Annotated in this window: 19 protein-coding genes and 1 tRNA gene; 15 read left to right on the forward strand and 5 right to left on the reverse strand. The window is 62.7% G+C overall.

Annotated features, from left to right (window positions below; all coding sequences use genetic code 11):
- Positions 1-92: 92 nt before the first annotated feature.
- The 8 genes from BraRD5C2_RS37510 to BraRD5C2_RS37545 all read left to right on the forward strand — a co-directional run bounded on the left by BraRD5C2_RS37510 (position 93) and on the right by BraRD5C2_RS37545 (position 7,374).
- The gene (locus BraRD5C2_RS37510; RefSeq protein ID WP_223977188.1) at positions 93-932 is read left to right on the forward strand and encodes a dienelactone hydrolase family protein; all 840 of its coding nucleotides are present in this window, start codon (positions 93-95) and stop codon (positions 930-932) included.
- A 40-nt stretch (positions 933-972) separates the two neighbouring features.
- Positions 973-1,584: a LysE family translocator gene (locus tag BraRD5C2_RS37515; RefSeq protein WP_223977191.1), complete on the forward strand. Its 612-nt coding sequence runs from the start codon at positions 973-975 to the stop codon at positions 1,582-1,584.
- A 641-nt stretch (positions 1,585-2,225) separates the two neighbouring features.
- The gene (locus BraRD5C2_RS37520) at positions 2,226-3,440 is read left to right on the forward strand and encodes a GGDEF domain-containing protein (RefSeq protein WP_223977193.1); all 1,215 of its coding nucleotides are present in this window, start codon (positions 2,226-2,228) and stop codon (positions 3,438-3,440) included.
- A gap of 32 nt (positions 3,441-3,472) precedes the next feature.
- Positions 3,473-4,090, forward strand: a complete 618-nt coding sequence (locus BraRD5C2_RS37525) for a peptidoglycan recognition protein family protein (RefSeq protein ID WP_374708096.1) — start codon at positions 3,473-3,475, stop codon at positions 4,088-4,090.
- Between the two features lie 224 nt (positions 4,091-4,314).
- Positions 4,315-5,100 (forward strand): L,D-transpeptidase, encoded by a 786-nt coding sequence (locus BraRD5C2_RS37530; protein ID WP_223977194.1) that lies wholly within the window; start codon positions 4,315-4,317, stop codon positions 5,098-5,100.
- Positions 5,101-5,309: 209 nt separating this feature from the next.
- Positions 5,310-5,690 (forward strand): hypothetical protein, encoded by a 381-nt coding sequence (locus BraRD5C2_RS37535; RefSeq protein WP_223977196.1) that lies wholly within the window; start codon positions 5,310-5,312, stop codon positions 5,688-5,690.
- A gap of 209 nt (positions 5,691-5,899) precedes the next feature.
- Entirely contained in the window at positions 5,900-6,418 is a 519-nt protein-coding gene (locus BraRD5C2_RS37540) for a hypothetical protein (RefSeq protein ID WP_223977198.1), read from the forward strand.
- A 350-nt stretch (positions 6,419-6,768) separates the two neighbouring features.
- Positions 6,769-7,374: a CarD family transcriptional regulator gene (locus tag BraRD5C2_RS37545; RefSeq protein WP_223977200.1), complete on the forward strand. Its 606-nt coding sequence runs from the start codon at positions 6,769-6,771 to the stop codon at positions 7,372-7,374.
- Between the two features lie 548 nt (positions 7,375-7,922).
- Here the strand turns inward: BraRD5C2_RS37545 and rpoH are convergent.
- Positions 7,923-8,819: an RNA polymerase sigma factor RpoH gene (gene rpoH / locus BraRD5C2_RS37550; protein ID WP_021077401.1), complete on the reverse strand. Its 897-nt coding sequence runs from the start codon at positions 8,817-8,819 to the stop codon at positions 7,923-7,925.
- 217 nt (positions 8,820-9,036) lie between these two features.
- Complete coding sequence (locus BraRD5C2_RS37555; protein WP_223977596.1) at positions 9,037-10,017, reverse strand: RluA family pseudouridine synthase; 981 nt, start codon at positions 10,015-10,017, stop codon at positions 9,037-9,039.
- Between the two features lie 65 nt (positions 10,018-10,082).
- Here BraRD5C2_RS37555 and BraRD5C2_RS37560 point away from each other — a divergent pair, with 65 nt between their 5' ends.
- The 3 genes from BraRD5C2_RS37560 (at position 10,083) to BraRD5C2_RS37570 (ending at position 13,046) form a co-directional block, all read left to right on the forward strand.
- Positions 10,083-10,418: a hypothetical protein gene (locus tag BraRD5C2_RS37560; RefSeq protein WP_223977202.1), complete on the forward strand. Its 336-nt coding sequence runs from the start codon at positions 10,083-10,085 to the stop codon at positions 10,416-10,418.
- A 126-nt stretch (positions 10,419-10,544) separates the two neighbouring features.
- The gene (locus BraRD5C2_RS37565) at positions 10,545-11,192 is read left to right on the forward strand and encodes a QcrA and Rieske domain-containing protein (RefSeq protein WP_223977203.1); all 648 of its coding nucleotides are present in this window, start codon (positions 10,545-10,547) and stop codon (positions 11,190-11,192) included.
- A gap of 123 nt (positions 11,193-11,315) precedes the next feature.
- A complete protein-coding gene (locus BraRD5C2_RS37570) occupies positions 11,316-13,046 on the forward strand; it encodes a methanol/ethanol family PQQ-dependent dehydrogenase (protein WP_223977205.1) in 1,731 nt (576 codons plus the stop codon).
- A 127-nt stretch (positions 13,047-13,173) separates the two neighbouring features.
- Here the strand turns inward: BraRD5C2_RS37570 and BraRD5C2_RS37575 are convergent, their stop codons facing one another.
- From BraRD5C2_RS37575 to BraRD5C2_RS37585, 3 genes are all read right to left on the reverse strand, one after another.
- A complete protein-coding gene (locus BraRD5C2_RS37575; RefSeq protein WP_223977208.1) occupies positions 13,174-13,389 on the reverse strand; it encodes a hypothetical protein in 216 nt (71 codons plus the stop codon).
- A 110-nt stretch (positions 13,390-13,499) separates the two neighbouring features.
- Positions 13,500-15,827: a xanthine dehydrogenase family protein molybdopterin-binding subunit gene (locus BraRD5C2_RS37580; RefSeq protein ID WP_223977210.1), complete on the reverse strand. Its 2,328-nt coding sequence runs from the start codon at positions 15,825-15,827 to the stop codon at positions 13,500-13,502.
- A 1-nt stretch (position 15,828) separates the two neighbouring features.
- Positions 15,829-16,281, reverse strand: a complete 453-nt coding sequence (locus tag BraRD5C2_RS37585; protein WP_074130888.1) for a (2Fe-2S)-binding protein — start codon at positions 16,279-16,281, stop codon at positions 15,829-15,831.
- 517 nt (positions 16,282-16,798) lie between these two features.
- Between BraRD5C2_RS37585 and BraRD5C2_RS37590 the strand changes: the two genes are divergently transcribed.
- From BraRD5C2_RS37590 to BraRD5C2_RS37605, 4 genes are all read left to right on the forward strand, one after another.
- Positions 16,799-16,873, forward strand: a tRNA-Glu gene (locus BraRD5C2_RS37590).
- A gap of 589 nt (positions 16,874-17,462) precedes the next feature.
- Positions 17,463-17,690: a DUF6894 family protein gene (locus BraRD5C2_RS37595; RefSeq protein WP_223977212.1), complete on the forward strand. Its 228-nt coding sequence runs from the start codon at positions 17,463-17,465 to the stop codon at positions 17,688-17,690.
- 7 nt (positions 17,691-17,697) lie between these two features.
- Positions 17,698-18,414 (forward strand): Crp/Fnr family transcriptional regulator, encoded by a 717-nt coding sequence (locus BraRD5C2_RS37600; RefSeq protein ID WP_223977214.1) that lies wholly within the window; start codon positions 17,698-17,700, stop codon positions 18,412-18,414.
- 548 nt (positions 18,415-18,962) lie between these two features.
- Positions 18,963-19,379 carry a hypothetical protein gene (locus BraRD5C2_RS37605; RefSeq protein ID WP_223977216.1) on the forward strand — a complete coding sequence of 139 codons (417 nt, stop codon included), beginning with the start codon at positions 18,963-18,965 and terminating at the stop codon, positions 19,377-19,379.
- The last annotated feature ends 88 nt before the right edge of the window (positions 19,380-19,467 follow it).

Raw genomic sequence — 19,467 nt, forward strand, 5'->3', positions numbered from 1 at the left:
GCTTCCGCCCTGGGGGAGGGACGTGATATTGGCGGCTTATGCCCCGCCCGTGGTCGGCCATCGGACTGCTCTGGTTCACGCTCGCGACCGCAATGGCTGCTGCGGCCGCGACGCCTGCCGCGGCGGAGACCTTGGTCAATTTCCCCTCGCTCGACGGTACGACTGACCTGATCGGTCATCTCGACCGTCGCGAGGGCGACGCGCCGCGACCGGCGGTGGTGCTGATGCACGGCTGCTCCGGTCTCAACGACAACAAGGGCCGCATCTTCGGGCTCTATCGTGCCTGGGCGCGGGCGTTGGCGGTGCAGGGCTATGTCACACTGATCGTCGACAGCGCGACGCCGCGCGGGCTCGGTCAGACCTGCTCGAGCGGTCCCAACCGCCCCCGGATGTGGCGCGAGCGGCCGAAGGATACTTACGGCGCGCTGCAATATTTGCAGGCCCAGCCCTTCGTGAAGCCCGATCGGATTGCGCTGATGGGCTGGTCGCAGTGCGGCGGCGTGGCGCTGCTTTCCATCAATGACAACAGCATCGGGCGGCCGGCCGCGTTGGCGCAGGATTTCGCGGTCGCGGTGTCGCTCTATCCCGGCGCCTGCTCCGAAACCTACCAGTCGAGGCCCTTAACCACCGTCGAGCCGAACAGCTGGACCACCTGGGTGCCGCTCCTGGTGCTGATCGGCGAGGGCGATGTCTGGACGCCGTTCAAGCCTTGCGACGCCTTCATCGCGGCGGCGAAGGCGCGCGGCAATCCGGTCAAGCTGAAGAGCTATCCCGGCGCGGTGCATGCCTTCGACGCGCCCGACCTGCCGCGCACCAAGCTGCCGGCCTATACGATGCCGGACGGCGCCATTCCCGTGATCGGCACCGATCCCGAGGCGCGCAAGGATGCATTTCCGCGCGTGCTGGACTATTTGAAGCAGCATCTGGAATGACGTGTCCTCCCATGACGAGCTCCCGCTTTAAGGATTTGAAATGACCTGGTCCTTCCTGCTGACCACCCTGATCGTGGTCGCCTCGCCCGGCACCGGCGTGCTCTACACCCTGGCGGTGGCGCTGACCCGCGGCTCGCGCGCGAGCGTGGCGGCGGCGTTCGGCTGCACGCTCGGGATCGTGCCGCAGATGATCGCGGCGATGCTCGGCCTTGCCGCCATCCTGCACACCAGCGCCATGGCGTTCGCGGCGCTGAAATGGGGCGGCGTGGTCTATCTGCTCTATATGGCCTGGCAGGCGCTGCGCGAGCGCGGCGCGCTCGCCGTCGACACCGAGATCAAGCCGCGCTCGAGCGGGCGGGTGATCATGACCGCGATCCTGATCAACATCCTCAACCCGAAGCTGTCGATCTTCTTCCTGGCGTTCCTGCCGCAGTTCATCGCCGTCGACGAACCCCATCCGCTGGCGCGGATGGTCGAGCTGAGCGGCGTGTTCATGGCGATGACCTTTGCGGTGTTCGCCGTCTACGGACTGTTCGCGGCTTCGGTGCGTGACCGCGTCATCACCCGGCCGAAGGTGATGGCCTGGCTGCGGCGCAGCTTTGCCGCGGGCTTTGCCCTGCTCGGCGCCAAGCTCGCCTTCGCGGAGCGCTGAGCTCGTATTCGCTCGCGGCTTGCGGCAGGCAATAAAAAAGCAGGCCTTGCGCCTGCTGCCTTGCGTCTTTGCCTGGGGTGGTGGTCCGGATCGGGTGCCCGGGCAGGGCAGGAGCCGCTACCCGGGCGAGAAAATTGGTTACTTCTTGGCGGCCTTCTTCTTGGTGGCCTTTTTCGCCTTCGCCTTCTTCGCCTTCTTCGCTTTCTTAGCCATAGTATCCTCTCAGGGTTTCATGGATTGAACGCGACTCCGAGGCATGCTTGGCGGAGGGCCAGCCTCGCAACATCCTCAGTATCAAACTCAGCAGATTCGGAGGCTGCTGCCGCGTGCTGTCACCGCGCTGTCATCGTGTTATCCACAGCTGTTACGTGTTTTCGCCAGTTTTTCGCCAGTGTGCGCGTGTCACGCATCGCGGCGGCGTCGCAACCGTCATGCTTAACGACACGCAAACGGCCGGTTCGGGAATCTTCATCAATTCAAAACCACGGCTCGAATTGGCGCGAGGCGGGTGAGAGTCCGTTAAGCGGCGCGGCCGCATCCTGTCCCCAAGGCAACGGGGATTGCCATTGGGAGAAAACGCCTCAAGGGGCGGACGGTCATTTCAGAAGAGGCGAGGCCGATACGGGCCTCGAACAGGGGCGATGTTGAGCGTTCCGACGCTTTGGACGGTATTCGTTATCAATTTTCTCGCGCTCGGCCTGATCTGGGCCTATGTCGCGCGCAGCTATCCGGCTTTCGGCGCGGCGCGGTTCTGGACCGCGTCCGCCTTCGTCGCGTCCGCCGGTGCGGCCTGCGCGATGCTCCGCGTGATGATGACGGACTCGCTGCTGCCGCTGCTCGCGGCGGGGACGCTAATGGTGTTCGCCGCCGGCCTCGCCGCGATGGGCATCGAGCGCTTCTACGGCAAGCCGGTCGGCTGGCGCAGCACTGCGCTGTCCACCGCACTCGCTTTCGTCGGCCTCGGCGTCTTCATCTTTGCCTATAACAGCATGCCGATGCGCATCCTGGTCTACACCATCGCCCAGGTCACGCCGCTTGCGCTGACGCTGAAGCTGTTGCTGTCGCCCGAGAACGGCCGCGTCAGCCCCGGCGCGCGGCTTGCCGGAATAGTGGCCTTGGTGCTGATCGGCATTTACGCGCTGCGCCTCGTCGGCGCCGTGCTGGAGCCGGGCGAGTTCACCTTCGTTCGCTTCAATGCGAGCCAGTCGCTGGTGATCCTGCTGATGGTATTCCTGTCGATGGCGCTCAATTTCGGCTTCCTGCTGATGGCGATCGATCGGCTGCGCAACGAGGTCGCCGACCTCGCGCTGCTCGACGATCTCACCGGCGTCGGCAACCGCCGCCATCTCTTGCAGCGGCTGACCGAGGAATGCGCGCGCTCCGACCGCAACGGCGAAGCCTTCGCGCTGCTGGTGATCGACCTCGACGGCTTCAAGGGCATCAACGACACCCATGGCCACGCCGCCGGCGACGCCTGCCTGCAGCACTTCACGTTGATGGCCCAGACAAGGCTCCGCCCGGGCGACATGCTGGCCCGCACCGGCGGCGACGAGTTCTGCATCGTGCTGCCGTCCTCGACGCTGCGCGAGGGCGCGATGATTGCCCGCCGCGTGCTGGAGGTCTGCCGCGCCGACGCCGAGCAGTGCACCGGCAACGACATTCCGATCGCGGTCTCGATCGGCATCGCGCAATGGACCCGCGAGATCGGCCTGCATCCCGACCGGCTGGTCGCCGCCGCTGACCACGCGCTCTACGATGCCAAGAAGGGCGGCAAGAACGGCTATGCGACCTATGAGCCGAAGCTGCCGTCCGAGATGGTCCATCTGGTGAAGGCGAGCCTGCGCCAGCGCGCCTGAGCATGCTACGAGGGGCGATGGATATTTCCGTGATGCCTCGCCTGCTCACCGCACTCCTTGCGCTCGTCCTGTCCTCCGCCGTAGCAGCCGAAGGCCCCGATCTCGCGACCATCGCGCGATCGCAGGGCACGCCCGAGATCCCCGGTCTGAAGATGGTCTGGCTGTCGCCCTGGGGCGACGTCGCCAAATCGCATCCCTGGCGCAACATCATCGTGCACCAGACCGAAGGCCCGGCCGGCTCGGCGCGAAATGGCGCCGCCGAGCAGCACAAGAACCCGACCCGCCGCGGCGTGATGGTCTGGGTCGAGACCGACGGCACGGTCTATTGGGCGGTCGCCGACAATCTGGTCCCGACCCACACCGACGGCGCCGACCGCAACGACAACAAGTATGTCGACAACGGCAAGACCTATCGCCAGGTGAACAAGGACACCTCGATCGGCGTCGAGTTCGCCGGCAATTATCCCGACGTTACCAAGAGCCCGACCGACGCGCAGATCACCGCATGGCGGGTATTGGTAAGGGTGCTGCGCGCGCGTTACGGCATTCCGCTCGACCACGTCTATGCGCACAACTGGATCGACTTCAAGGACGCCCGCTATTGCGAAGGCTGCGCGCTCGCGACCATGGCGCGAGAGTGGGGCGAGTAGGGCGGGTCGTCGTCATGCTTGGACGAGGACGCTCGGCCCAGCATTTAGTCGTCATCGCCCGGCTTGACGCCGCCGCGTGCCGGGTTCCCCGCTTTCGCTGAGCCTTTCCCAAACCAGCGCTCGCGTTAACGACGCTTGGCGATTTCCGGCCTGAGCGAAATCGCTTCGAAGCTTGTTAAAATTTGCTGGGTACCTGTTCGAAGCACAGGGATCGGGAGAAAGACATGGCAAAGCGGGCCAAACGTAAGAAGACTGAAGCGCTCGCGCAACCGGTGGCGGGACGGTTTGCAATTGGCGCCGTGGCGGCTGTCGCATTGGGGTACGGTCTGCTGTGGCGGCCGGCGAGCGTTCAACCGGTACGGAAGCAAGCCGCGCATCAGGTCCCGGCGCCATCCAGTCCTGCGCCATCGGCTCCTGCACCATCGGCTCCTGTTCACGTTGCGGCGCCGGTGCAGGCTCCAGCGCCAGCTCCGGTTCCAATTCCGGTCCCAGCGCCCGCGCCCCGGATCGAAACACCAAAAGCCGCTGACGCTCCCGGAAGATTTGTTCGGCAGGTGGTTGATTACGCCAGTCACCAGACGCCGGGCACTGTCGTCATCGATACCGGAAACACGTTCCTTTATCTCGTTCTGAACGACGGGCAGGCGATGCGCTACGGCATCGGCGTCGGCCGCGAAGGTTTCACGTGGTCCGGTGAACAGACCGTGGCCCGCAAGACAGAATGGCCGGACTGGCGTCCGCCGGCAGAGATGATTTCGCGCCAGCCTTATCTGCCGCGGTTCATGGCAGGGGGGCCCGGCAATCCGCTCGGCGCCCGGGCGATGTATCTGGGCGATACCGAATATCGAATTCACGGCACCAACAAGCCCGACACGATCGGGAAGCGGGTGTCGTCCGGCTGTATTCGGCTCACCAACGACGACGTCATGGACCTCTATGATCGGGTGAAGGTCGGCGCGAAAGTGATCGTGCTTCCGGCACAAGCTGCTCCCATGTTGGCCGAAAAATGAAACCTTCGGCTCTCCGGGTTGGACCGCAAGTCCCCCGGTTCGGTCGCCATGAGCGGCTTTGACCCGACGCCGACATTCGTTGCTCTGTCGCGTTCGATCAGGCTATGGGTGGTCATCGAACTTGGGGGCGCTCGATGCTTCGATGGTTTTGGATTTGCGCCGCGATACTGTGCGCTTTGGCTTCCCCTGCGTGGTCGGCGGGGTCGTCCGTGCCGTTTGCCGACGGTGGTTACATTCCGGACTTCTTGAAGATCGTTCGTCAATACAACGCGAGCGGCGATGAATTTCGCATCGAAGGGATTTGCAAATCAGCTTGCACGCTGTTCCTCGGCATCCGGAATGTCTGTGTTCAGCGCGATGCTCAACTGATGTTTCACGCCGGCCACGACCTTGCGGAAAACCGCACCGGTCCCGATACGCGTGCGAGCCGCGCGCTACTTTCCCAGTATGACGAAGGATTGCGGCGCTATCTGCTCGAAGGCCATCATATGGATAGCGATGCATTCCATACGCTGGAAGGTCGCGTGCTGATCGAGCGCTTCGGCTATCGGGAGTGTCCACCGAGCGAGGGGACGCCCTCAACCCGATAGGCAGCGCGGCTGCTTCTGGCCTTTGGCCGACATGACCGGGAGCGCCTCGGGCGAGCAGCGAGGGTGGGCCGAAGCGCGCCTGTATCCGCCCACGGCTCCCCACTTTCGTCAATTTTGACCGCCATGCCAGATGTGGAATTTTTGCCGAAGCGTGGCGATCGGAGCCACGTGATCAATGTTTTCATTCCAAATGATTTGCAGGACGGGTTATGAAGAACGCAACACTGTTTGCCCTTGGTTTGTTGGCGGCGGGAGTTTGGTCACAAGACGGCGCGCGATGTCAGACCTCGCTTTCTCCTCCGCTTTCGATTGCGCCGCCGCCGTCGAATGAGGGAACGGCATCCACGGCCGCAACCAACAGCGTCTGGCCTTCGCCGGCGACCGCTAAGAATTCGGCGCCCCGTGCCGCTAAAGATTTGCCGCCACGCCCGACTGCCCCACGATCTGCTACCGTCGAGCGCACGCCGTTAGAGCCCGACAGCGTTTCGCAGGCTCAAGTGATCGACAGGTCGCGGCCGTCGGCCAGACCTGTCACCGATTACGATGGCTTTAGCGTCGGCATCGAGGACGACACGTCAAGCCGGCCGACGCGACCCGTCAAGTCGCACCGGGCGAAGCATCCCGCGCCCGATCAGGAAGCTGATCGTGTCTCTGACCACCAATCGGTCGATCCCGGCGACGATGACAAGCTAAAGAGCAAGCTTACGATTTGCCGCGGCTGTAAGTAACAAGTGACACTCCGGGCGGACGTTTTGATTGGCCCTTCATTTTTCTGGAAGTCTTGCGGCGCAAGAACTATCGCCCGCAGCAGATTTCTGAAGCCGCCACCGGGCATCGCCTTTTGACCCAAACGAACTCCGTTGATTCCTCGATAGGGAACAAGTTGCCAGGAAACCACAGCTATCGAAGGGAATGTCAGCTGATCGCATTTCTCGTGGCGGCGCTCTCGCTCGCGGCCTATTAGTGAGGGACTGCAATTAGTGATTTTGAGTCGAGCATTTTGGTTCTGACGTACTGATTGATCACAGCGGGAAATGGCGGTGGAGCCAATTCCTCGAGCTGCGGGGTAAATCACGAAATGAATTTTAGCGGTCAATCGCAATCCAATCGTTCAAATCCTGCGCATTCCATACCGGTACCCTCCGTCGATCAAACGAGTGGGAGCCGTTGCATCGAGACGCGCTTTGGATTCAAGGCAACTGATCTGATCGTCTACCCGGCTCACGGCGTCGGCCAGATTGTCGCGATCGAGGAACAAGCGGTGGCAGGAGCTCAGCTTGAGTTCTTTGTCGTCTATTTTGCGAAGAGCAAAATGACGCTGCGAGTTCCTACAAGAAAGGCGGCAAGCGTCGGGATGCGTGAGCTTTCCGATCCGGCGGCCATCCAGCAAGCGCGAAGTATCCTGAGTCAACCGCCTCGCAGAGCGCGCGGTAATTGGTCCCGGCTTGCTCAGGAATATGAGAGCAAGATCAAGTCGGGAGATATTCTCGCCATCGCAGAAGCGATGCGCGATCTCTATCGGCCGGAGTTCAATTCCAGCCAAAGCTACAGCGAACGACAGCTCTATACGGCTGCGCTCGAGCGCCTGTCGGGAGAGGTTGCCGTTGTCGACGGCGTCACCGAAGAAGCGGCCGTCAGAGAGCTTGAAAGTCTGATGGTGACTACGGCAAGGCGAGGCGCTTAGAGCAGTCTGTGGAGACCGGGACGCTTCTGGCGAATCTTCAGCGAGACGCTCCGCCGGGGCTTGGAGTGCGCTGGAGCTTAGCGGCGAGGCGGCTCGTGGCTCAGCGATACTTCCGGCATTCACGCGCTCCTCATAGGAGACAAGCTTCGCGATGCTGATCGCTTCTCACTTGTCGAGCCTTGTCTCGGCCGGGTCCATCTTGCCGCACACCGGTTACGACCAGGGCACAACGCCGCCCGCTTAAAATACACGCGGGCAGCGTTGGCTCTAGCCCCAGGATGTAAAGTGCAAAATCCTGACGAATAGAAAACTGCGTTGTCCTGCAAACGTTGCTTACCCAGAAGGGGTAGCGGGGCGATCGTGAGACGCGACCAGTGCTGCCTTCGAAGCGCCAGCGCCACCTGCATGTCAGCATCTAGCCCCTAGCCGACATGGCCAAGAGCGCGGCAGGATGCCGGGTATCGCTGCGCGCCATCCATCCACCAGACAAAAACAAAAAAGCCGGCGTTGCCGCCGGCTTTCGTGTCTGTTGGCTTGCCGCCGCGCGATCAGTGCGCGGCTTCGAGTGCGGCTTCCTGCCGGGCGATCGTGCCCTTGACGGCCGACTGCACCTTTTCGAACGCGCGGACCTCGATCTGCCGCACGCGCTCGCGCGACACGCCGAACTCGGCGGCGAGGTCTTCCAGCGTCATCGGCTCATCGGCCAGACGCCGCGCCTCGAAGATGCGGCGTTCGCGCGGGTTGAGCACGCCGATCGCACCGTTCAGGGCCTGGCGGCGATGATCGAACTCCTCGCTCTCGGCCATCAAGGCTTCGGCGTTGGGCGAGTTGTCGACCAGCCAGTCCTGCCATTCGCCGGCTTCGCCGTCGTCGCGGATCGGGGCATTGAGCGACGCGTCACCGCCGAGGCGGCGGTTCATGTCGACCACGTCCTGATCGGTCACGCCGAGGCGCTTGGCAATCAGCTTCACCTGGTCGGGGTGGAGATCACCCTCTTCCAGCGCGGAGATCTTGCTCTTCGCCTTGCGCAGGTTGAAGAACAGCTTCTTCTGGTTCGCGGTGGTGCCCATCTTGACGAGCGACCAGGAACGCAGAATGTACTCTTGTATTGACGCCTTGATCCACCACATGGCGTAGGTGGCGAGACGGAAGCCCTTCTCGGGCTCGAATCGCTTCACCGCCTGCATCAGGCCGACATTGCCTTCCGAGACGACCTCGGAGATCGGCAAGCCGTAGCCGCGATAGCCCATGGCAATCTTGGCCACGAGCCTGAGATGGCTGGTGACAAGCTTATGCGCCGCGTCGCGATCGTCATGCTCGCGCCAACGCTTGGCGAGCATGTACTCCTGCTGGGGCTCCAGCATGGGGAACTTGCGGATCTCGGCGAGGTAACGTGAAAGGCCGGATTCTCCATTGAGGACCGGCAACGTAGCTGTACGGGCCATTACTTGCGCCCTCCAGTGGTTCAGGCCCCCGATAGCGGCGGGCCCGGCAGGTGGCCGCTGGGTTAAAGCCGGCCATGCTGCGATGTTCCGCGTTGGATATTCAACGCAGGTGCAACATACACCAAACTGTCCGTGATAGGGAAGGATTGCTGACGTCACGTCCCCGTGTGGCAGGTATAACCTGTTGTCATAACGGAGCTTTTCCGGGAGGGCTGCGTCATACCGCCGCTGCCAGCGCCCGCTGCAGGAGAAGCAAATCCTCCGGCAAAGCCGACTCCCAGTGTAAAAGTTCCCCGGTGCGGGGGTGTTCCAAAGCCAGCAGATAGGCGTGCAGGGCCTGGCGGTCGAGGGCGGTAAGTGCGTGCTTACCTTCCGGACCAAGCTGTCCGGCCTTGGTCTTGAAGTGCGCGCCATAAACGCTGTCGCCCATCAGGGGATGGCCGAGATGGGCGAGGTGGACCCGGATCTGATGGGTCCGCCCGGTCTCGAGCCGGCAGGCCAACAGCGAGGCGACCGGCTTGCCGTCGCGGCCGGCAAAGCTCTCGCGCACGTCGAAATGGGTGACCGCCTCGCGGCCGCCCTGGCGCACGGCCATTTTCTCGCGGGCATGCGGGTGGCGGTCGATCGGCGCGTCGATCGTGCCATGGGGCCGGTTCGGCACACCCCAAGCGAACGCCATGTAGCCGCGCTCCATCGCCCCGGTGCGGCCGTGGTCGGCGAATTGCGCGGTCAGCGACTGATGGGCCTTGTCGTTCTTGGCAATCACCATCAGTCCCGTGGTGTCCTTGTCGAGGCGGTGCACGATGCCCGGCCGCTTGACCCCGCCGATGCCCGACAGGCTGGAGCCGCAATGCGCGATCAGCGCGTTGACCAGCGTTCCCGAGGCATGGCCGGCCGCGGGATGCACCACGAGGCCCCTGGGCTTGTTGATGACGATGATGTCGTCGTCCTCGAACACGATATCTAGCGCGATGTCCTCGCCCTGAGGCTCGGCGGGCACCGCCTCCGGCACGTCGATTATGATCGTATCGCCGTTGGCGACATGATAAGCGGGGTCGCGGACGACGGCGTCCTTGACGGTCACGGAACCGGCGAGGATCAGCGCCTTCAGCCGGGACCGCGACAGCTCCGGAGTACGCTGCGCGAGCACGCGGTCAAGCCGGGCCGAGCCCTCGTCGCCTGCGACGATGACCTCCAGCTTCCGACCGCCATTCGAAGAAACCTGATTCAAATCGACCTGTTGCAAAGATATAGAGCCTTGTGATGACCGACACCGCTGTGACCGAACCGACCCCCGACCAGGCCGCGCTGATCGCGCGGGTGCGGCGCATGATGCTGATCGCGGGCCTGACCTCGGCGTTGGCCGTGGCCGTGGTGTTGATTGCCATCGGCTACCGCCTTTATCGCAGCGAGGGAAGCCCCGTTTCCGTATCCGACGTCACTGCTGCGCTGCCGAAGGGCGCCCGCATCGTCGCAACCGGCGTCGCCGGTGAACGGCTGGTGCTCACGCTTGATATAGGCGGTGCAACAGAGATCCGCACATTTGATGCAAAGACACTGAAACCTGTCGGCAGGTTGACGTTCGTCAACGAGCCCTGATCGCAGCAGTCGCGAAGCGGCGCAGTCGATCAACCAAAAGCTGCAGCATGTTTTTTGCGCATGCGTTCGCGCATCGAGAAGGTGTGCCGCCATCTTTTCGGCTGAGTTGCACGCTCAGCTTGCGCCATGCCGGAGTCCAACCCCAGCGCTTCCAGCGAACAGAGAGTTGAATCCGATGCATCGGGTTCGTACGCGGACCCGACGCGTCGCGCGCTCCTGACGGCACTGGCGGGCTGCGCCTGTCTCGCCGCGATCGAGCCCGCGGCCGCCGACGATGAAGATCAGCCCGGCGCCAGTGAGCGACCACAAAAGGCCGACGTCCTGGTCCGCGCCGAAGGCGACAAGGCCGGCCAGGTCATCAAGTCGGATGATCTGAAGCTCGGCGGACCGCCCATTCGCGCTTGGCCGCAGGATCCGAAGAGTTCCGTCGTCCGCAAGGGTTCGCGGCTCAACGAGGTCGTGCTCGTCAAGCTCGATCCGAGCGAACTCGACGATGCCACGCGCGCCCGCGCACCTGACGGCATCGTCTGCTACTCGGTCATCTGCACGCATGCCGGATGTCCGATCACTGCCTGGTTGAAGCAAGATCAGGGCGACAAGAACGTTCTGAAATGCCTCTGTCACAACTCCGAATACGATCCGCGGCAGAATGCGCAGGTCGTGTTCGGGCCGGCGCCACGTCGCCTCGCGGCCTTGCCGCTGACGGTCGCCGACGGCGCGATCACGGTCGCAGCGCCATTCGTCGGGAAGGTGGGTGCTCAGCAGGGAGGATGAGGCCGCACCGGGAGTTCTGCATGACCTAAAGCATGATCCGGAAAAGTGCGAAGCGGTTTTCCGAAGAGATCATGCTCAAAACAAAAACTGAAAAAACAAAACAGAGCAGGGAGGTAGCATCTCATGACAAGCAAGCAGTGGTTACTGTCGAGTTGTGTCGCATTCACGTGCCTTATTTCGACCTACGCCGTCGCAGGGCCGATCGAAAACTACAGTTCCGTCACCTCTGCGCGTCTCGAAAATCCCGAACCCGGCAACTGGATGCTCTATCGCCGGACCTATGACGGACAGGGTTTCAGTCCGCTCAACCAGATCAACACATCCAACGTCAAGGACCTCAAGCCGGCCTGGACCTTCTCGACCGGCGTGATCGAGGGCCATGAGGCGCCGCCGATCGTCAACAACGGCGTGATGTTCGTCGCGACCCCGATGGGGCAGGTGATCGCGCTCAACGCCAAGACCGGCGACGAGTACTGGCGCTACAAGCGGCAGCTTCCCGACGATCTGTTCCAGCTGCATCCGACCAGCCGCGGCGTCGGCCTGTGGGAGGACAAGCTCTATCTCGCCACCACCGACGATCATGTCGTCGCGCTCGACGCCAAGACCGGCAAGGTGGTCTGGGACACCAAGGTCCAGGACTACAAGAAGGGACAGTATTTGACGCTGATGCCGCTGGTGGTCGACGGCAAGGTGATCGTCGGCGGCTCCGGCGGCGAGTTCGGCGTACGCGGCTATGTCGTCGCCTACGACGCCAACAGCGGCAAGGAGCTCTGGCGCACCTTCACCATCCCCGGCGAAGGCGAGCCCGGTCACGAGACCTGGAGCGGCGACGACTGGAAGTCGGGCGGCGGATCGGCCTGGATGACCGGCACCTACGACAAGGACACCAAGACGGTCTATTGGGGCGTCGGCAACGCCGCGCCATGGCCCGGCTCGATGCATGCCGGCGACAACCTCTACACCAGCTCGGTGATCGCGCTCGATCCCGACAGCGGCAAGATCAAGACCCACTTCCAGTATCACCAGAACGATTCCTGGGACTGGGACGAAGTCGATGCGCCGATGCTGATCGACATGCAGCGCGACGGAAAGTCGTTCAAGAGCCTGGTTCATCCGGGGCGCGATGCGATCTTCTGGGTGCTGGAGCGCAAGCCGGACAAGATCAACTATGTCGCCGGCTGGCCGTTCGTGAAGACCAATGTCTGGAAGGGCATCGAGGCCGAGACCGGCCGGCCGATCCTCGATCCCGACCACAAGCCCGTGCTCGGCAAGCGGGTCGAGTTCTGCCCGTCGCTGTGGGGCGGCAAGGACTGGCCGTCGGCGGCCTATAGCCCGAACACCAAGCTCGTCTACGTTCCCGCCAACGAAAACTTCTGCGGCGGCTTTACCGGCGAGAAGCAGCCGCTGGTTCCCGGCCAGCTTTGGCTCGGCACCAAGCCGGAGGACATCGGACTGACGCCCGCACCCAATGCCGATCATTTCGGCGAGTTGCAGGCGTGGGATCCGGCGACCGGCAAGAAGGTCTGGCAGCACGACTACAAGACGTCGCAGTTGTTCGGTGCGGTGACGGCCACTGCGGGCGATCTCGTTCTCGCCGGCGGCACCAACGACCGCGCCTTCCGCATCTTCAATGCCAAGACCGGCGAGCTGTTGTGGGAGCAGAAGACCAACTCCGGCATCATGGCGATGCCGATGTCCTATGAGGTCGATGGCACGCAATACATCGCGGTCCAGTCGGGCTGGGGCGTCGACGCGCAACGCATCCAGGACGCGCTGGCCGGCAAGGTCGCGGGCTTCGAGAACAACGTCCCGCAAGGCGGCGTGATCTGGGTGTTCGCGCTCGACAAGAAGTAAGGCGCAACCAAAGCTTCGGTTCTGTTGATTCAGAACCGAAGCTTCAGGAAGCGCTTCTCACCGATAGGGGGCGATGCGATCGGGAAGCGGCGAGGGGGGAATCCGCCGCTTCCCGGTCCGCTTCTCGTTACTTGCCTTTGGTGTCGACCTTCTGCTTCTCGTCCTCGTTCATCTTCTTGATCGTGGGATCACGGCTGGCCTCACCGGTGGTTTGGCCGGTGTTCGCGGGCGGCGCATTGCTCGGAACTGAGGTCTGGTCCGGCAGTACCTTGGCCGGACGCGTCGCAGTCGTGCTCGGCGGCGAGGCGGTCTGCGCAAACGCTGCCTGTGTGGTAAAAAGCAAGACGCCCGCGGACAAGGTTGCCGCGAGCGTCCTGAATGTTCGAGGTAGGGTTCTCATCGGTCTCTCCATGTGACCGATGAGAACGGCCCGCTCCAGCTAACGTTCCTGTCTCAGGTCTCCAGCTGCTTGCCGATCGGAAGCGCGCGGATGCGTTTTCCGGTGGCGGCAAAGATCGCGTTGCTCAGGGCCGGCGCGAACGGCGGCACGCCGGGCTCGCCGACGCCGCTCGGCGGGGTGTCTGCTCCGGGCGGCACGATGTAGACGTTGGTGATCGCAGGCGACTCGTCGATCCGGATCACCGGGAAATCGTCGAAATTGCTCTGCTGCACCTTGCCGTCCTTGAAGCTGATCTCGCCGTATTTGGCGAGGCTCAGCCCCATGATCGCGGCGCCTTCGATCTGCGAGGCGATCCGTTCCGGATTGACGTATGTGCCGCAATCGATCGCGGTGTCGACCCGTGGCACCGTGAGCTTGCCCTTGTCGTCGACAGCCACCTCGACGATGGTCGCGATGTAGCTGACGAAGGAACGATGCACCGCGATGCCGAGACCGTGGCCTTTCGGCACGGTCCGGCCCCACTCGCCCTTTTCCGCAACCAGTTCGACCACCTTGCGCAGCCGCGCGGTGTCGATCGGGTAGCTGTCATAGGGCTCGCCGTAGTTCCAGGGATCCTTCACCGAAGACAGGTTGACGATCCGTGGGCTTCCGATCAGTTCCAGCAGCATGTCCTTCTGGTCGCGGTTCGTCGCATGCGCGATTTCCCCGACCATGGATTGCACCGCGAAGGCGCGCGGGATGTTGGACACCGAGCGGAACCAGCCGATCCGCGTGAACGCGGCCGCTTCCGGATTTTCGCACTGCAGATTGGCGATCTCGAACGGGTTGTCGATCAGGCCCATGCCGAGTTCGAACGGCGCTTCGTGGTTGGCGCCGGCGGCGAAGGTCGAGGCGATGGTCGGCGCCACGCTGCGGTGCCGCCACGCAATCACCTTGCCGCTCTTGTCGAGACCGGCCTCGATCCGTTCCACCGAGACGGTGTGCAGGAAGTCGTGATGGACGTCGTCCTCACGGGTCCACTGCACCTTGACCGGCGCGCCGAGTTCCTTCGACAGCAATGCCGCCTCGAGCGCGAAATCGCATTTCGACTTGCGGCCGAAGCCGCCGCCGAGCAGCGTCACGTTGACGGTGACATTGTCCTCAGGGATGCCGAGCGTCTTGGCGACATCCTCGCGGGTGCCGCCGGGGCTCTGCACCGGCGCCCAGATCTGGGCCTTGTCGCCCTTGACGTCGGCAACCGCGACCGGCGGCTCCATGCTGACATGGGCGAGATGCGGCAGATAATATTCGCCTGTTATCACCTTGTCGGCGCTCTTCAAGGCCGCATCGACGTCGCCTTCCTTGCGCACGATGAGCCCGGGCTTGCGCGCGGCTTCCTCGAGCGAGGCACGATAGGTGACAGAGTCGTACTTGGCGTTGGCGCCGTCATCCCAGACGATCTTCAGCGCGTCGCGGCCCTTGATCGCGGCACCCGTGTTGCGCGCGATCACGGCCACGCCGCCGAGCGGCTGGAATTTTGACGGCCAGGGCCAGCCCTTGACCTCCATCACCTTCTCGACGCCGGGCACCTTCATCGCCGCGCTGTCATCGAACGACTTGACCTTGCCGCCGGTGACCGGCGGACGGGCGATCACAGCGTATTTCAGGCCGGGCAGGCGGGTATCGGCGCCGTAATGCGCCTTGCCGGTGGTGATGTCGTGCAGGTCGACGATCGAGACCTGGCCCTTGCCGAGATAGCGGAAGTCCTTCGGGTCCTTCAGCTTGAGGCCTTCGATACTTGGCACCGACTCCTTGGCCGCGTCGGCCGCGAGATCGCCGAAGCCGATCTTGCGTCCGCTCGCGCTGTGAACCACCTCGTGGTTCTGCGCTTTCACCTCGGTCACCGGCACGCCCCATTTCTTGGCGGCGGCGGCTTCCAGCATCGAACGCGCGGAGGCGCCGATCTGGCGCATCGGTATCAGATAGTGCCGCGTGCTGCGCGACCCATCGGTGTCCTGGTTGCCGAACTTGACCTCGTCGCCATGCGCCTGCTGGACATGGACGCGCGACCAGTCGGCCTCCATTTCCTCGGCGACGATCAAGGGCAGGCTGGTGCGGACGCCGGTGCCCATCTCGGCGCGATGCGCCAGGATGGTGACGACGCCGTCGGGGGCGATCGCGACGAACACGCGCGGATCGACCACGACGCCGTGCGGCATCTTGCCGGCGCCGGTCTCATAGGCGAACGCCTGGCGCGTCATCACGGGTGCGGCGAGCACGAAAGAGCCGGCGATGCCGAGACCCTTGAGGATGCTGCGGCGCGACAGGTTCTCGACCTTCACGTGCTTCTCGAAGCCGCGAAGCTTGCGAGAATTAGTGGGGATATTGGTGCGAATGTTCATGTCACACCCCCGTCGATGCGAGATGGACGGCATTCTCGATCCGCTGGTAGCAGCCGCAGCGGCAGATATTGCCCGACATGGCTTCGCGGATCTGGTCGTGATTGGGTTTCGGGTTCTGGTCCAGCAGCGCCGCGGCCTGCATGATCTGACCGGCCTGGCAGTAGCCGCACTGCGGAACGTTGACCTGGCGCCACGCCTTCTGCACCGGATGGTCGCCGGTCGGGTGCAGCCCCTCGATGGTGGTGACCTCGCGGCCGGCCGCGTCGGAGACCGAGGTGATGCAGGCGCGCACCGCCTCCTTGTCGATGATCACGGTGCAGGCGCCACACAGGGCCTGGCCGCAGCCGAACTTGGTGCCGGTGAGGCCGGCTTCGTCACGCAGATACCACAGCAGCGAAAGATCCGGGTCGCCGTCCCAATTCTGTTCCTGGCCGTTGATTTTTAGCTTGATCATGGTCTGTCCTCGCTCTGCCTAAGCTGTTGACCGGTGCGGACAGGGCGGAACATCTTCCATTGCCTGCGACCGCGCTGATGTTTGTTTTTGCCAAGATATTCGTGAGCCAAATTGCCGTGCGCCAATGCCTTAACGTCAAAGCGTCTGCGCTTTGTTCCAAGCACTCCTCTCGCGTCTCGAGCGCCTTGCCCGGCGCAGCATGGTGAAGAGCTGCGATGTTAGCAGAGGCAGGCCGCCGGGTGACTTCACAGCCAGGTGTTTTGCATTTCCGTTTGGCGAAAGCAGGGCCGTGCACGATGCAGACATGACATCCGCAGGTGGCCATGCGATCGGCGACCGCACTGCCGTACCGTGCAGATCCGATGCACCGGGGGCTCCGGGGCTGGCCGGTTTGGGACCCCGTTCCGTGCCGAAACCGCAGGCATGGCATGGTAAGCATGGATGACAAAATCCCCGCCGCAATGCACAAGCCATCTTGCGGCAGGCCGATTTCGAGGCTATTGCCTTCCCTCTCAACGCTCCCTTCGTCTAGCGGTTAGGACGCGGCCCTCTCAAGGCTGAAACAGGGGTTCGATTCCCCTAGGGAGCGCCAACAAAATCAATCTCTTAATAGCCCGGCACCCGCTTACGTCGAATATGCGTTGAATATACATCAGCGACAGATGACGCACGCTGGCGACCGGTGAACGCGCGAAAACCCGGCCTTAAGACGTTCAATCCTGCCACTTTGGCGTAGCGCGTTTTCGCGTAGCGGTTGAAGATGACCGCTGAAATTCCGCCACCGGGCTGGATCGCCGGACGCATTTCCAGGATACCCGTCCGATCGATGACTGCGTGGAGTGGCTTCTTCGGAAGGCGTCGATTCGTGCTCCCGCGACCTGCGTGCCGTCCATCCCGCATGGCGCCCGTCCCTGCGCCTTGGCGCGCTATGCGGTGCTGCGCGCTGCATCTCACGCAATGGCTCAGCAATCGTGTGAAGACGAATTAAGGCCGGCGGGGGTGCCCGCCACGGTCGAGCTATGGCAAACAAGGCAAGTCTCAAATCCGCTGTAGCTAGGTCACGTGCAGACGACTCGCTTTTTCAGGCCTTCCTGAGGTTGCGCTTGATGGGCAATCGACATTTCTCGACGTGGGGCGGCAGGTGACCCAGGAACGGAAGCGGAATTAGCACGTTGCGGATTATGACACGATATTTCTTCGATTATCGCCCCTCGGACAGCGAAGCCGCGATCGACGAAACGGGGCACGAACTCGAAAGTCTCGACGCTGCACGAGCGATGGCTTTTGCTGCCCTCGGCGATGCAGCCTTCGACGAGGGAAGGGACGGACATGAGTTCCGTCTGACGATCGACATAAGAGACGGCTCGGAGGTCGTCGGCACCGCTACTGCGACTATCTCAACCACGTGATCCCGCAATGCATCAACGACTGATCGCGCGCTTGCAGGCAGTTTCTGGCCTTGCTCAGGAAGAGCTTGCTGTATTGAACGCACTTCCTCACACCGTCAGAAAGCTTGATGATCGAGAAACCATTCTGAAGGAAGGTGACGGGGCGTTTACCTGTGTCGTGCTCATTAGCGGCTTTCTATGTCGCCGCAAAATCGTCGGTGATCGAAGCCAAATACTTTCGCTGCACGTTCCGGGCGACATTCCCGATTTGATGACTTTGTACTTGCCGACGATGGATCACGATCTGATCAGCGTCGGGCAAAGCATCGTAGGGACAGTGCCGCACGCGGCGGTACGGACGATGTTCGACAAGCAGCCCTCGTTGGTCCATACGTTCTGGCGCGAGACACTTATTGACGCGGCAATCTTCCGGCATTGGGTCGGCAACCTCGGCGCCTTGGATGCCCTTCATCGCGTTGCACAACTGTTCTGCGAACTTGCCGTACGTCTTGAGTTTGTAGGCCTGCTCAACAGGGGCAGCTTTGCTTTCCCGCTGACGCAGGCAGATATTGGATCAGCTTGTGGCCTTTCGACAGTTCATACCAACAGAACGTTGCAGGCTCTTCGGAGGCGAGGGCTGTTAGAATGGCGTGGAGAGATGGTGACGCTTCCGAACCGCGGAGAACTGGAAGCGCTTGCTGATTTCAACGCTGACTATCTGCAACGAAGTTCGAAATCGGCGTAGTTGGTCTATGCAGGCGCCGCGAGAGGGTCAACGTCCACCCCAGCTTCTCGGAAAGGACTTCCACTGTACGTAATCGTAGCTACCGGTCCACCGAAGAACGATGCCATTGCATAGCTCGCATCTGAAGTAGTTAGTCGCAGGCCGCGATATTTGGCTGGCTTCGTGGACTGCGTTGCAGTCCGCACAAGCGAACACGACCCTGACAGGCCGTTCTGCGCCGGGCATCCTGGTTTTCTTGCAACTGGTGTCTGTCATCGGGGCGCCAGATTGGGCGGGGCCACAGTCTCTCCCGGAGAACGGCGGCCCCTGACCGCGCGATACGCATGACCGACGCCAATCCGCGCGGCTGGCACGATGATTGGTCGTAGACCGAGGGGCAGCAACGCAATTCAGTTCTTAACCTTGCTCATTGCGGTTAACGGGCGGACCGGACCGGCTGTCGCACAAGCGGTCATCGTTAGCTTTCGTTGCGAGGCTTTTCGCGCACTTGGCTGGCGATTAACCAATTTCTTCCATACTCCGTGGCCAGCCAGACCGGAGACGTGGAAGTGTCCTTCCAACTGACCGTCTTGAAAGTGCTGGCCGGCCAATCTGCCGGGCGAGCCTCCGTCGCCGACCTGCGGCACGCCGTTGCAATCTTGATGAATAGCGGCAAGGACTGGACCGATCGCATGAAGCGATTGGCCGAACACGCGCCGCACCTGAATATTTTCTCGGCCAAGTTCGTGCTGTGCGATGATGCGGGCTGGGAAATCACGGAAGAGGGAAGGCAGTTCCTTGTCGCGCTCGAAGCGGCGACTCTTCGAAAGGCGCTGCCGCTTCGACCAATCGATCCGTCACTCAGCGAACCCACTACGCAAGCGGCGACAGATGCGCCGAGATCATCTGATCTTCCCGGGAGACGTCGTCGTGATCGGCCGCGTTGTCGCAGCGGAAAAGAACGATCCGCTCGCCGCAGGGCGTAGAGCAATGCTCTGACTTGATGGCACGGGTGGCGCCATTGTCCATTCTTAGGCAGCGCGGCGGCCCGGCTGGGTAATTTCTTCGAGCAAC

Origin of the sequence: Bradyrhizobium sp. RD5-C2, from assembly GCF_019972155.1 — a bacterium.
Taxonomy (GTDB): domain Bacteria; phylum Pseudomonadota; class Alphaproteobacteria; order Rhizobiales; family Xanthobacteraceae; genus Bradyrhizobium.

What these genes read in the sequence shown, in the direction of transcription:
- BraRD5C2_RS37580 (WP_223977210.1), bottom strand. Translation starts at nt 15,827, where the DNA reads ATGAACATTCGCACCAATATCCCCACTAATTCTCGCAAGCTTCGCGGC.
- BraRD5C2_RS37570 (WP_223977205.1), top strand. Translation starts at nt 11,316, where the DNA reads ATGACAAGCAAGCAGTGGTTACTGTCGAGTTGTGTCGCATTCACGTGC.
- BraRD5C2_RS37530 (WP_223977194.1), top strand. Translation starts at nt 4,315, where the DNA reads ATGGCAAAGCGGGCCAAACGTAAGAAGACTGAAGCGCTCGCGCAACCG.
- BraRD5C2_RS37525 (WP_374708096.1), top strand. Translation starts at nt 3,473, where the DNA reads ATGCCTCGCCTGCTCACCGCACTCCTTGCGCTCGTCCTGTCCTCCGCC.
- BraRD5C2_RS37540 (WP_223977198.1), top strand. Translation starts at nt 5,900, where the DNA reads ATGAAGAACGCAACACTGTTTGCCCTTGGTTTGTTGGCGGCGGGAGTT.
- BraRD5C2_RS37515 (WP_223977191.1), top strand. Translation starts at nt 973, where the DNA reads ATGACCTGGTCCTTCCTGCTGACCACCCTGATCGTGGTCGCCTCGCCC.
- BraRD5C2_RS37560 (WP_223977202.1), top strand. Translation starts at nt 10,083, where the DNA reads ATGACCGACACCGCTGTGACCGAACCGACCCCCGACCAGGCCGCGCTG.
- BraRD5C2_RS37585 (WP_074130888.1), bottom strand. Translation starts at nt 16,281, where the DNA reads ATGATCAAGCTAAAAATCAACGGCCAGGAACAGAATTGGGACGGCGAC.
- BraRD5C2_RS37565 (WP_223977203.1), top strand. Translation starts at nt 10,545, where the DNA reads ATGCCGGAGTCCAACCCCAGCGCTTCCAGCGAACAGAGAGTTGAATCC.
- BraRD5C2_RS37545 (WP_223977200.1), top strand. Translation starts at nt 6,769, where the DNA reads ATGAATTTTAGCGGTCAATCGCAATCCAATCGTTCAAATCCTGCGCAT.
- BraRD5C2_RS37510 (WP_223977188.1), top strand. Translation starts at nt 93, where the DNA reads ATGGCTGCTGCGGCCGCGACGCCTGCCGCGGCGGAGACCTTGGTCAAT.
- BraRD5C2_RS37595 (WP_223977212.1), top strand. Translation starts at nt 17,463, where the DNA reads ATGACACGATATTTCTTCGATTATCGCCCCTCGGACAGCGAAGCCGCG.
- BraRD5C2_RS37520 (WP_223977193.1), top strand. Translation starts at nt 2,226, where the DNA reads ATGTTGAGCGTTCCGACGCTTTGGACGGTATTCGTTATCAATTTTCTC.
- rpoH (WP_021077401.1), bottom strand. Translation starts at nt 8,819, where the DNA reads ATGGCCCGTACAGCTACGTTGCCGGTCCTCAATGGAGAATCCGGCCTT.
- BraRD5C2_RS37600 (WP_223977214.1), top strand. Translation starts at nt 17,698, where the DNA reads ATGCATCAACGACTGATCGCGCGCTTGCAGGCAGTTTCTGGCCTTGCT.